The organism is Campylobacter showae (genome assembly GCF_900573985.1).
Taxonomy (GTDB): domain Bacteria; phylum Campylobacterota; class Campylobacteria; order Campylobacterales; family Campylobacteraceae; genus Campylobacter_A; species Campylobacter_A showae_E.
Window position 1 is genome coordinate 121,311 of the sequence record NZ_UWOK01000002.1, and the last position, 12,651, is coordinate 133,961.

The 12,651-nt window shown below is 34.4% G+C and carries 7 protein-coding genes and 1 pseudogene; 4 read left to right on the forward strand and 4 right to left on the reverse strand.

Translation table 11 applies throughout. The features are described 5' to 3' along the window. Positions 1 to 21 precede the first annotated feature (21 nt). The 4 genes from EE116_RS11395 to EE116_RS11410 all read right to left on the reverse strand — a co-directional run bounded on the left by EE116_RS11395 (position 22) and on the right by EE116_RS11410 (position 7,372). Positions 22 to 1,500 carry a DUF2779 domain-containing protein gene (locus EE116_RS11395; protein ID WP_122874587.1) on the reverse strand — a complete coding sequence of 493 codons (1,479 nt, stop codon included), beginning with the start codon at positions 1,498 to 1,500 and terminating at the stop codon, positions 22 to 24. Then, positions 1,497 to 3,569, reverse strand: a complete 2,073-nt coding sequence (locus tag EE116_RS11400; RefSeq protein ID WP_122874588.1) for a DUF262 domain-containing protein — start codon at positions 3,567 to 3,569, stop codon at positions 1,497 to 1,499. The genes EE116_RS11395 and EE116_RS11400 overlap by 4 nt, the downstream gene beginning before the upstream one ends. Then, positions 3,559 to 5,277: a DUF262 domain-containing protein gene (locus EE116_RS11405; RefSeq protein ID WP_122874589.1), complete on the reverse strand. Its 1,719-nt coding sequence runs from the start codon at positions 5,275 to 5,277 to the stop codon at positions 3,559 to 3,561. Before EE116_RS11405 ends, EE116_RS11400 begins: the two co-directional genes overlap by 11 nt. Positions 5,278 to 5,344: 67 nt before the next feature. Beyond that, complete coding sequence (locus tag EE116_RS11410) at positions 5,345 to 7,372, reverse strand: AAA family ATPase (protein ID WP_122874590.1); 2,028 nt, start codon at positions 7,370 to 7,372, stop codon at positions 5,345 to 5,347. Between the two features lie 317 nt (positions 7,373 to 7,689). On the opposite strand from EE116_RS11410, the gene EE116_RS11415 reads away from it, so the two are divergent. The 4 genes and pseudogenes from EE116_RS11415 to EE116_RS11430 all read left to right on the forward strand — a co-directional run bounded on the left by EE116_RS11415 (position 7,690) and on the right by EE116_RS11430 (position 12,619). Further along, positions 7,690 to 7,914, forward strand: a complete 225-nt coding sequence (locus tag EE116_RS11415) for a hypothetical protein (protein ID WP_122874591.1) — start codon at positions 7,690 to 7,692, stop codon at positions 7,912 to 7,914. A gap of 244 nt (positions 7,915 to 8,158) precedes the next feature. Then, positions 8,159 to 9,445: pseudogene (locus tag EE116_RS13310) on the forward strand (McrB family protein); the annotation flags it as partial. Next, on the forward strand, positions 9,417 to 10,649 hold the full coding sequence (locus EE116_RS11425; protein ID WP_122874593.1) for an McrC family protein: 1,233 nt from the start codon (positions 9,417 to 9,419) through the stop codon (positions 10,647 to 10,649). The pseudogene EE116_RS13310 and the gene EE116_RS11425, both read left to right, overlap by 29 nt. Before the next feature lie 221 nt (positions 10,650 to 10,870). Then, positions 10,871 to 12,619, forward strand: coding sequence for a hypothetical protein (locus tag EE116_RS11430; protein WP_122874594.1), 1,749 nt, complete (start codon positions 10,871 to 10,873; stop codon positions 12,617 to 12,619). The last annotated feature ends 32 nt before the right edge of the window (positions 12,620 to 12,651 follow it).

A 12,651-nucleotide genomic window follows, 5' to 3' on the forward strand; every position in this document is an offset into this window, starting at 1 on the left:
GCAAAGCAGACACTTTTTTGTCTATTTTGCTACTTCGCGTAGTTTTTCTAAAACCTTAACCATAGCTAGAGTATCTAGTTTGCAGTATGCTAAAAGCGACTTTTTATAGGCCTCGCGCTCATCTGCTGACATATGCGCCATGGCTTCGTATGCCTGCATAGCTTCGCCGCCGTTGTGGATCAAATTTAGATCCTTATACGCCGATTCAAACTCAGACACGAGAGCCGGTAGAACGTATTTTATAGAGTAGCTACCCTGCATCTTTGGATGATAGTAGCTCTTGCTTGCAAATGGCGCCATTAGGTCCTTTATATTGGCATGGATCGCTATAAGCTCGTTTGAAATTTGAGGGTAGTTTAGAGCGAGCTGCCTTATCACTCTTTTTTCAAAGCTCATGTTATAGGCTAGCACACAGGCATCTTGTGGGATAAATTTGATCAAATTTAGCGCCAGCTCATATCTAGGATCGGCTCCGACCTCGGCCAAAAACTCAAAATGCTCCAAATTTCCCTTGCCGTCATCTTTGTGGATAGAAAACTGAAAAGGTATCTGCTCATATGGCCTAAGACCTACAAACTCAGGCACGGCCTGCTGAAATGTCTCAAAGTCAAGATGGTAGAGCGGATAGCTAAGTGTGTCTAGAAATTCTTTGATAGCCTCTTTGTCTATGATCTGCTCTTTGGAGAGCTCAGAGCGGATTTGGATCTGCTGAGAGGCGTTAAATTTATCTATATCTTTGATATCTTCAAATTTAACCACGCCGCTTTTATAAAGCTCAAATTTCTTATCGCTTCTAAGCCTAGATATGTTAAAGACGCTATACTCTGGTATGCCGCGCTGCTCGCACCAGCAGTACTCCCAAGCGTCGCAATTATAAGGGTCTGAGCAGTGAGGACCGATATCTACCTCTGGCTCAACGTTTTTGCTTAAAATTTCTTCAAATTTATTTAAAATTTGAGGAATTTCAGCTTGTTTTTGCATGATCTGCTCGGTCACATCTTCGGTATGAAAAAGCTTTTCAAGCTCGAGCTTCTCGCCTCTTACGTAGCTATTATCTATGTGGATGATATTTACGCCGCTTACTTTGTAGCCAAGCGAGCTAATGACGTAATACTGGATACTTGCATCATCGATATAGACCTCTTTTACCGAGGTTGAGCTTTTTACTTCATTGATGACGAGCCCATCATCGTAGATACGAAGGATATCGACCATCACAAGGATGCCGTCAAAACAAAAAGTGGCTTCGTAGATCACCTTTGTGCCACGCCCTATTAGCTCCTTAGTTTTTACTATTTGTGCGTTAAAGTCACCCGTGTACTCTATCCTCTCGCCACCGCTAAATAGCTCACAGGCTAGCTCGCCTACCGATGTACCAGTGTCAAATATCGCCTGCGCACCGTCATCCGGGGCTTGCAAAACCCCGGGCTTTTTCTTTTTAAGCCACAAGCTCTTTTCGCACTGAAGACCGCGAACATAGAGGGATTTAGAGAGGGTCATTTTTCTATGCTTTCTGCAAGTTTATTTGCCTCATGTTCTACAAAATTTAATACATCGTAAGAAAGGTTCTGTGGATCTAAAGCTTCGCCCACTAGCGAGTCATCTATCATCCATTGGTATTTATTTTCCTTATTTTTGATAAATTTGATTTTATTGCCACCTATTAAAACATAAGGAATTTCTCCGTCGGATTTTACCCATTCATAACGTAGTTTTTCGTCGGATAGGTCTGGATATTTCTCTTTTAGCATTATAAACAAAGCGTAAGTGTAATATTCTACATGATAGCTACTGGTAACCGTTTTTGTTAAAACCTTTATCGTATAATCATATGCCAATATGAAAAAGTGAGTACATTCTTTTAAAATTTCAGGATATTTTATAAAATAATATCCCCAATAGCTCTTATCGTCAAACTTCTCTATGATATCTTGCAGGCCTCTATCGTCATCCAGTAAATTTTTCAGAAATTTACTTTTTTCTTTATCATAAAATACATCTCGCCAGTTGTCGTCTTTATTACGAGAGTTATTGTTAAAATTACAAAATGTGAAGTAGCTGCTATTGCCGCGCTCGGGTAAGTAATCGCCCTTCGTCAACAATGCCCTTTGAAAAAAGAAGTTTTCCCTATCCTCTTTAAAAATCTCATCAAATTTCTTATAATACTCTTTAAATTTTTCTACATCATTTTCTGCAAAATCAATAAGAAACGTTAAATTTGAGCCAAGATACCAATGTTTTTCAGCTTCATTAATAGCGTCAATCCATCTCGTGTCGCTTTGCATTAGCTTTAGCTTCTTTTTTTCTTGCCATTTATAAAAACCAATTGTTTTAAAGCTTTCCGGCTGTTTGTCATCAAAACCTTCTAGTAGCTCAAAAATCTTTTCATTCTTACATTTTTCGCAAATTTCATTTATAAACTCAAAAGCCTGTTTTAGATTTAAAACGCTGTCTATATTAAAATCTTTTGCTACATTTGAAGTTACCCTTTCATACTCTTTATAAAACTCTTCGCTAATTTCTCCCTCTCCAAATTTTATCAAAAACATAGATAGTGCAAAAAACTTAACCCTTGTTTCATAGGTAACATCTTTGCTGGTATCGGTAAAATTTTTAAGAAGCTCATAATTTGAAACTTCACACAACTCATCTAAAATTTTTATTACATTGTTTACATTATTTTTGTTACTGCTAAAAAACTCTAATGTGTCTAGTGTATCAAACTCATCAAAATCAAAATCTTTTGCCTCTTTTGTATCTTTTATATTAAGAACGGTAAAATTTGAAGCTACTCCTTTAAAAAATGCCATGTATCGTTTATCGACGCTACTTAAATCTACGTCTTCTTTATCACCGTCCTTTAATCCCCAAAACAAATCAAGCCACTCATTATCTAGCTTTGCTTTTATATCTTGAGACAGTTCTTTCTCAAATTCTGCTTTAAAATTTTCAAATTCGCTTAGTGGCTTACCTCTGGCATTCATTTTTATATATAGGTCATCTGTTAGCCCAAACTCTTTAAGCTCAAGAAACCTAAATTTTATATTTTCGAGTCTGTCGTAAAAATTTGAATTTTTAAATTTATCGTGTATTACGTCTAGCATCACGAGCATAGATTTTACGGTCGGATCATTCTCCCAAAACGGCATAAACCAGCTATAATTTTTTATATCTGCAGAGATTTCGTCTTTGTTAAAATCGATATCCGCATTCACTAATCTTTCACAAAATTCTCTAGAGCTGCTTCTGGTTTCGTATGTAAAACCCTTTAAATACTCACAATCTTTTTTTTCTTTTTTTGCAAAATATAAGTGCAACAAAAAAAGAGTAGTGAGGCGTTGCTGCCCGTCGATTGGTATAAATTTATCACCTTCTATATTGCCATAAACAAAATCTAAAAATAAATTTTCATCATTATCTAATCTATTAAAAATCTCATGTAAAAATTTATCTCTTATAGTGGCCGCATCTTTTCTACCTTGCGCGTAATCCCTTTGGATGATGGGTATTGAAATTTTTAGTTTCTTGTTACTTAGGACATCTTTTAAATTACTTGTATTATTTTCCATTTTTCTCTCCTAAAAAATTTTCTAATGTTTCTATTATTGAGCCTTTATAATCTTCTTGGTCTTGCTTACTCCAAAAATATACATTAGATAAATTCTTGGTGTAATATTTTAAAAATACATTTTTAGTACATATTGGTATAAATTCGCCGTTTTTATCCATCTCGATTATCTTTTTGCGTTTTTCGATAAACGGCCCGTTACATAAAGAGCTGTTATTCTCTGCTGCTAGTAAGGCTAAATTTTCTATTCCATGCATATTTACCACATCGCCAAATTTATTTAAAATTTCCATTTGAAGCTCGTCAAAATGATTATTTTCATTACCTTTTATAAAAATATCGATCTTTTCTTGAAGATCACTTTCATAAATATATTTTTTTGAGTTTTCTAGCCACTCGTCCTGCACTTTTTTGTCTTTTAGCCCTTTGTCGTTTTGAGCATGTATGTGCTCTAAGCTCCATTTTTTACCATTGTATTCATTAAATGAAAATCTAGTATAAGAGCCTTTACTATTTATAATGGTAGCTATATTGAAAAGCAATAGTATATTTTCTAATTCTTTTCTATTATCAATATAATTTAGCTCGCCAATATTAGCTGTATCGATTTTTATTTTCTCCTTTAAAGAATCCTTAAAACCACTTTTTGTTTTTGTTTCTGATTTGGTTTTTAGCCAGGCTCCTGACTCAAATTCGTTGTATAGGGTCATGATGTTTGATATCCCAGATGCTACCAAAAAACCTACTAAATGATAATATTCGGAATCTTTAAACCAAAATTTAAACGTTAAAAATATCTTTTTTATATCAGTCCATATATGAGATAGCCCGTCTTTCTCCTTTGCCTTTTCTGCAAAATATCTATATATCGCATATCTATCCGACTCCGTGCTTTTTACTCCGGATAAAATTTCAAAAAGTAGCTCTATCCTAGTCGGATAGTCATTTTTTGTTAAAAATTTAAAAAACTCGTCATCTTGCAATGCGTATTCTATCTCGTCCCACTCCTTTGATATCTCTATTTGCCTAACGCTTATTTCATTTTTACTACATTCTTTGGGAAAATTTCTAGTATTTAAAAATAGTGCCTTAATAAGTTCTGCATTTGTGAGCGGAATTTTGCCGCTATTTAGTCTGGCGAATATCTTGACTTCGTCGTTTTCGCTATTTTCAACTTCATACCATATAAACTCGATATGCTTTTCGTCTTCTGAATTTGTAAAAATCTCAAGCATCTTTCTTTTGGTGGTTTTCTTTTCTTTTATTTTTTCTTCAAACCAATTTTCTACTGCCTTATAAGCTTGATACATATAAAAATAGTCTATATTTTTATTGCTATCTTCTTGCGGTTTTGCGATGTTTTTTAAAAACTCTTGACTGCCTTCCCTTGTTTCGTAGTTAATCGTATAAATTTCTTTTATATCGTTTTCATCTTCTAAAAGTTTTTCTAAATACTTTAAAATAATAAAAATAGTAGTAAGCCTTTGCTGACCGTCTATGACGTTATATTGATTGGCTCCAATCTTTTTAACAACTAGCGGCTGCAAACAATAAAATTTTCCGCTACTGCCGTCTTGCATAAACTCAAGCAGATCGTCTAACAAATCCGTGACGTTTATCTTATCCCAACGGTAGCCTCTTTGATATGCAGGCACATTGAAATTTATTTTTTTGTCTATTATGTCTCTAACTGATTTTTGTTCTATCATTTTTTCTCCTTTTCTAAAATAAAAGTTAAATTATAGCATAATGCATACGATCAAACAAGATTGCAACCTAAAACCCTATCCTAGCACTTTTCTCTTCGTTTTTTAGTGCAACTTCCTGCTCTAACCTTTCATAAAAATCATCTCCATTTTTGATAGGTCTAAATTTAGCTTGTCTTCTTACACTAGCAAAATCTCCTGGGGCTAACAAGCCTAAATTTGAAATCTTTTTAGCTGCATTTTCATCAAATTTTACTTTTAGCAAGGCGCACTCTTTTTTAAATAAATTTAGCGCTTGATTTGGCAATAGATACCCAAACTCTAGCTTTAGGTCAAATCTTCTTAAGCTTGCTTTATCGAGATTATCGATTAAATTCGTAGTTGCGATAAATATCCCGTCAAAGCTCTCCATCTGCACTAGCATCTCGTTTACTTGAGTTATCTCCCAGCTTCTTGAAGCCCCGCTTCTATCTTGCAAAAAGCTATCTACTTCGTCAAACACAAGCACGGCTTTTTTGTTTTTTGCTTCCTCAAAGGCATCTGCTATATTTCGCTCGGTTCCTCCGACCCACATAGATAAAAGATCGCTTCCTTTTTTGATAATTATAGGCTTTTTTAGGCTTTTGGCGATAAATTTAGCATATGCGCTCTTGCCGGTTCCCGGTACTCCATATAGGCAAACTCTAGCGCTTTTGCTCTCTTTTATACCTTTCATTAGCTCGTTTAGATCGCAGTTTGAGTTTACGAAATTTGGATCGTAGCTACTAGGTAGATCGTCGTTTGTCTTCTCTTTTTTTTCGTCTTTTTCTATAGCTCCGTATCCTTGGGCTTTTAGAGTGTTGCTTATCACTCGCTCAAAGGCTTTGTTTTTATCTCTAGCGTTTAAATTTGAAACAACTAAGCTTGCGTTGCTAACTACTGCGGGAGCTACATGTTGATTTTTGGCTAGCTTTTTTATTAGTTTATTATCTATCAAATTTGCGCTGTATTCTTTGATGATCTTAGCTCTCATGTTTTCATTAGGCACCCCTAGCTCTATAGCTAGGTTAAAGCGTCTAACTACGGCTTCGTCCATACAGTAGATATTATTGGTTATCCAGATGGTCGGCACTTCGTTTGTCTCTAGGGATCTATTTATAAAGGCTTTGCCGTACTGTCTTTTTTCCTCGTTTCTAGTGTTAAACACGTCTTCGGCTTCGTCATACATCAGCAAATTTGATCCAGCTTGCAAGACATTTTGCGCGAGGCAATAAGATTTTATTCTTTTTAGCTCGTTTGCGTATCCGTCTCCATCGTCGTAAGCTACTTCATATAGTTTTAAATTTAGCTCACTAGCTATCACTTTGCTTAGCTCTGTTTTACCGGTTCCAGCTGAACCGTAGAGGAGTATGTTTACTCCTTTTTGTTTTTTACGAATAGCATTTTTTAGAAAAGAGACTAAAATTTGCGTATCCTCTTTTACGTGAGTATAGTTTTTAAGCGTCAAATTTGTTTGGCTACAAGGCTTTATCGCGCTTGCAAATACTTCGTTGATGCTTTCGCATTTAGTAAACAACGCTTCTACAAATTCGCCATTTAGCACGTCGATTTTTGATCTTAGATTACGTCCGTAGCTGTCTAGTTTTATTATCGAGGTCTTGGCGAAAATCCCGTCTTTTCTAAAGGTGTTTTGAACGTCGCTAGAATTTAAATTTAATATCTGCGATAGGGCTTTTACGGCTTGTCTACTATTTAGGTCTCCTATCAGATCGCAAGCATCCGAGACGATCTCATAGTTAAACATAATAGCGACGAATCTCAAAATATCCTTTTCCGTATCGGTTAGACCTAAATTTTCTTGAAGCAAATTTATATTATGCTCGAGATCTTTTAGTTTGCATGAGATTTTGGCTTTTTCAAGGACGTCAAGCCTATTTTTAAGAGCTTCGATGTCCTGCTTTGTAGGCTCGCTTGAATGCACGCCTAGAAACTCGAGGACATTATCGTATCTGCATCTTAAAAACTCCCTTTCTCCTCCGGCACGAAAAATCGCACGAAGTATCCAAAGCATCGCAAGGTCATATATCTCGTTATCTACATAAAAGCTTTCGTTTCTCATGCCTGACTCCTTGTTTGTTTTTTGTTTGAGGGTATTTTACTGGATAAAAAGGACAAAAAACTGTCCAAATAGGTAAATTTCCAAGTTTAGTGTGCTAGCAATGGTATTTAACAAAATCATATAGGATAATATACAATCAAAGAAGCTCAAAATTTTAATCTTTTGGTAATCATAGGCTAGTAAAAAACAAAATTATTCATAAACAATATAGCGCCATAAAGGGGTTAAATAAAATATTTATTTAATAATATTTAAGAGATAACGATATATAATAAGCCGCAAACAGCGATATATTTTTAAAAAATATAGGAGAAAATATGCTTGAAGATATAGACTATGACGGTTTTAAAGATTATTGTAAACAAACTTTAAGTAAAAATACGGTTCAACAATATCAAACCTATTTAGGAAATTTTATTAATTTTTTGGAAGACAATAAAATTTACTCAATTTTTGACTATTATGACTTAAAAAGCAAAAACCCAAAATATTTAGAAGAAGAGTTTTTAAAATCTGGAAAAAACCAAAAAACTTTTTGCTGACTATAATTCAGCGGTAAATAAGTATATAGAATTTATAAATAGCAAAGGAATAGCAATGCCGATAACAGACAACAAACAAAGAAAAAGCAAAACAGATTTATCACTAAATCAAATTTTATACGGCCCTCCGGGTACAGGAAAAACATATACCACAATAGCAAAAGCTATCGAAATAATAAGAGGGGAAAAAGTTGGTGAAGAAGAAATCAACGACGAAAAAAAGAGGAAAGCTCTTAAAAAGCAATTTGATGAATATGTACAAAGCGGACAAATAAAATTTGTAACATTTCATCAAAGCTATGGGTATGAGGAATTTGTTGAAGGCCTAAAAGCATATACCGAGGATAAAAATATACATTATCGAGTTGAGGACGGCATCTTTAAGGAAATTTGCAAGAGAATAAAAGAGTGCAAAGAACATAAAAAATGGAAAGTGCCGCAAATTTCTGAAGATAGATTTGATAAGCTATATGATATATATGCGGCAAATTTGCCTAATTATGCAAAAAATGAAACTTCTAATAAAAAATTAAAAACATCTGATGGTTATGAATTTTATTTATATAAAAATACAGCTCAAGGCATAGAGGCTAGATCTGCAAGTAGCGTAGACGGTAACCCCATGCCCATGAGCAAAGATAGTCTTAAGAAAATATTATTTGACCAAGACAATTCTAAATCGTCATACAGGTATGGTACACATCCTGACGCCGTATTGGAAGACATGTTATCAACCATGCCATATGTTCTAATAATAGACGAAATCAACCGCGGAAATATATCTAAAATTTTTGGCGAGCTCATAACTCTAATAGAGCCATCAAAGAGGCTTGGAGCGGAGGATGAGATAAAAGTAGAACTACCATATTCACAACATAAAAAAGAGGGAGAAAGGGAGAAATTTGGAGTGCCGTCAAATTTATACATAATAGGCACGATGAATACAGCAGATCGCAGCATAGCCCTCATGGATACGGCACTTAGAAGAAGGTTTGAGTTTGTAGAGATGATGCCACAACCTGAACTTTTGGGAACCATTAAAATAAAATATAAGGATAAGGATATTGATCCTAAAGAAATCGAGATAGATTTTACTACTATGCTTAAAACGATAAACGATCGTATAGAGTACCTTTACGACAGAGATCACACGATAGGGCATGCTTATTTTATGCCGCTAAAAGATAGTGCGGATATATCAGAATTAGCTTCGATCTTTAAAAATAAAATTTTACCGTTACTGCAAGAGTATTTTTACGACGATTGGGAAAAGATAAGGCTGGTTTTGGGGGATAATCAGAAAGAAAAAACCAATGAAACAAATTCAGATGACAAACAAGAAAATAACAAAACTCAGTTTATAATAAAAAACAAGAAAAGGGCAAGCGAATTGTTTGGCGGAAAAATAGAGGATATAGACGATAAAGTCTTGTATGAGATAAATTTCAAAGCCTTTAGCGATCCGCAAAGTTACATAAAAATTTATAGCCAAGCAAATAAAGATGAAGCAAAGCCAGCTAACGATTACTGAGTTTGAGCGTATATATCAGCACAGTATAGGCAAAAAAGACTTTGACGATATAGAAAATTTTATCCTTAAAAATAGTAAAAATGCGCCGTTTTTAAGGATAGCAAGCGGAGACGGTGGGAAATTTATACAGGCCAGAAACTATGTCGGCGTCTTACAAACAAAAAGCGGCTTAACGATAGAAATTTTGCCAAAAATAGCAGATAAAAATGATGCCGATAAAGTAAAAAAATTAAAAGACGCTTTTCTAAAAATGCTAAAATCGCTTAAAAATTTTCTACCTAAAAGCTCAAATTTAGCTAGCCTAAAAACCCAAAATTTACCGCTCTTAGAAATTTTTATCTCTATGTTTTTGTGCGAGCTTGAGGCTCTTGTAAAAAAGGGGATAAAAAGCGACTATGTGGCGCTAGAAGATAATCTAAAATTTCTAAAAGGAAAGCTAAATATAAATGAGCAGATAAAAAGAAATAGTATCCATAAAGAGCGATTTTATGTAGAATACAGCGAGTTTTTAAGCGACATAAAGATAAATCAAATCATAAAAACAACGCTTAAATTTCTATACAAAAAATCAAATTCTAGTAAAAATCAACAAAAAATACGCGAGCTTTTGTTTATATTTGATGACGTTTCGACGTGTAGCGATTATAAAAATTTCTTTGCAAACTATACCATAAGCCGTCAGGTAAAACACTACGAGCAAACACTTTTATGGTGCAAGATCTTTCTTTTGGGCGACTCTTTTACCCCGCATAATGGCGACGATCTAGCCCTTGCCTTGCTATTTGATATGAATGCGCTCTTTGAAAGCTATGTCGGAAATTTCATAAAGAAAAAGCTTCCCGATGTTATATTACAGCATCGAGGAAAATATCTTATTGAAGAACCAATAAGAGACTTTGGGTTAGAACCGGATATATTCTTAGAAGGCAAATTTATAGCCGACACAAAGTGGAAAATCATCAGGCAAGACAATAATGAAGGCGAGAAAAAGAATAAGATATCGCAAGCCGATCTATATCAACTATATGCCTACGGAAAAAAGTACGAGTGCGATAAGCTTTATCTAATATATCCAAAGATAGACGGCGCAAAACAAGAGCCTATGAATTTTAAATACGACGATAAAATGCAGCTTGAAATTTTATACTTTGATTTAGAAAATGATAAGCTAATCCCATCAAACCGACTGAGTACGATTCTTTAAATTAGGGGAAAAACTTATTTTATTCCTTGTTTTTCGCATTATATTAATCTAGCCGGCTAGTTGTTAAAATATCCTCTCTTTAACCCAGGGATTAAGCAGAAGCTTTAAATTAATATGAGCCAAAAACTTACACACGCCCTTTATTTGTAAAATACGCCATTGTATATATTTTCTTAAAAATTTTTTGACACAAATTTGTATATCTCTTAAAAGGAGCAATAATGCTTTACGACTACGACAAACTACATAAGCTGGATGAGGGGAGGATAATGTATGCTAGCTATGTCCTTGATGACAATATTCCTATACGGGAGTTGATTAAAGAGATAGGAAAAACCATAGACAAAGACGAATTCGATACGATCGTAAAAACTTGTCCAAAATACATAACAAGACGAAATCATAATCTTTTTACATACGACGATATCGCCACAAAACTAGCAAAAGAAGAAAACCTAGCTTTAGCCAAAAAAGTTCTTTTGATGTTTGAAAAACGTTGTAAAATAGGCGGAGCAGACTATGCGTACCTGGCCCAAAGAGTTTATAAAATCACAAATGATATAAGATGGTGTAAAAGACTGTTTTTAAAGGCAAAAATGCATGCCAAATATGAGATTTGTTATATCAATATGCTAAATTTTATAAAGTTAAAAATCATAAGCCAAAATACGGCAATAAGATTTTTAAACGATATCTTAGCTACGACTAATTTTGACGCTAACTTTTATTGTTATTTCAGTTTGGAAATTTTAAATTTAAAAATAAAAGACGCTTATGCTATAGCAAAAAGGTTTTATACTAGAGCGCTAAGCGATGGTAAATGTTTATATACAAGACACATAAAAAGCGGACTAAAACACTATTTGTTGGATAGGCCGCTCGCATGCACTTTACTTGACCAAAATATAAAAAATGACTACATATCGGATCTTATGGCCATAGCTAAGATTTGTCATAAAAATGAAAATACAGGTAAAAAGGCCGTAAAAAAGGCCATTAAGTTGGTCAAAAATACAGATGATTTTGTCAGGATCGCTCCCATAGCAAAGAAATTTCTCGGAAAGAAAGAGGCAATAAAATTTTTAAAACAAGGTTATTTTTTAGATGAAACGCCTTTAACCGACAATGCAAATTATACCTGCGAGTCTGTTATAAAAAACAGTAAAGCCACTATATATTACAAAGCTTCTCACATAAACACCGAAAAAGTCAATATTTTAGAATGGATTATAAGGCTCGGAAAGAGATCTTGGGCCAAAAGACGACTAGATGAAATGGTGGCCAAAAAAGACATACTAAATGGTGCCGATATAGACTCTTTAGCAGAAGCTATGGCTAGAGTTTACGTAAGGTATTTTAATGATACCAAAAGTGCCGAAGATATTTTTAAAAACATAGCGCAAAATATAAACGATCCTATTGATTTAAATTTATTAACGTCTGAAATTTCTAGCACTATAGGAGTTAAACATTGGCTCAGAGAGCATTACAACAGACTTGAGAAAGCAGCCAAAAGCGCCGAAGAGTTTACTGAGTTGGCCGAATACATGGCAAACTATTTTTTGGATTTTAAGGCAGCGCAGAGACTTCATCTAAAAGCGATAAAGACCTTAGAGTATACGGCGGTTAGTTACAATCGTCATAATCTTTATACGCTTTTAAAACAATTTTATGAAAATGCATCTACTGGCATTCTTCATATGGCTTGTAAAAGTATCCAAAAATCAGGCTGCAAGCATTGGGGGCTTTTAGCTAACTACTATGCAAAAGCAAATGATAAAGTATCGGCAAAATCTTGTTTTTTAAAAGAACTAAATAGCGCCAAAAGTTATGAAGAAATCCTAAGCATAGCAGAGGATGTCTATAATTATTTAGAAGATAGCCAGTGGGTAGCAAAAATAGTGCTCGATGACCGGTTTTTAGCTTTGCCAGATAGAGTAGCTGAAACCGTCGAAACACAAAGCAGATAGGGGCTAATAATTACCCCCCCCCTACCCCACTC

Coding starts and splice junctions, on each gene's coding strand:
- EE116_RS11415 (WP_122874591.1), top strand. CDS start 7,690: ATGCTTGAAGATATAGACTATGACGGTTTTAAAGATTATTGTAAACAA.
- EE116_RS11425 (WP_122874593.1), top strand. CDS start 9,417: ATGAAGCAAAGCCAGCTAACGATTACTGAGTTTGAGCGTATATATCAG.
- EE116_RS11395 (WP_122874587.1), bottom strand. CDS start 1,500: ATGACCCTCTCTAAATCCCTCTATGTTCGCGGTCTTCAGTGCGAAAAG.
- EE116_RS11410 (WP_122874590.1), bottom strand. CDS start 7,372: ATGAGAAACGAAAGCTTTTATGTAGATAACGAGATATATGACCTTGCG.
- EE116_RS11430 (WP_122874594.1), top strand. CDS start 10,871: ATGCTTTACGACTACGACAAACTACATAAGCTGGATGAGGGGAGGATA.
- EE116_RS11400 (WP_122874588.1), bottom strand. CDS start 3,569: ATGGAAAATAATACAAGTAATTTAAAAGATGTCCTAAGTAACAAGAAA.
- EE116_RS11405 (WP_122874589.1), bottom strand. CDS start 5,277: ATGATAGAACAAAAATCAGTTAGAGACATAATAGACAAAAAAATAAAT.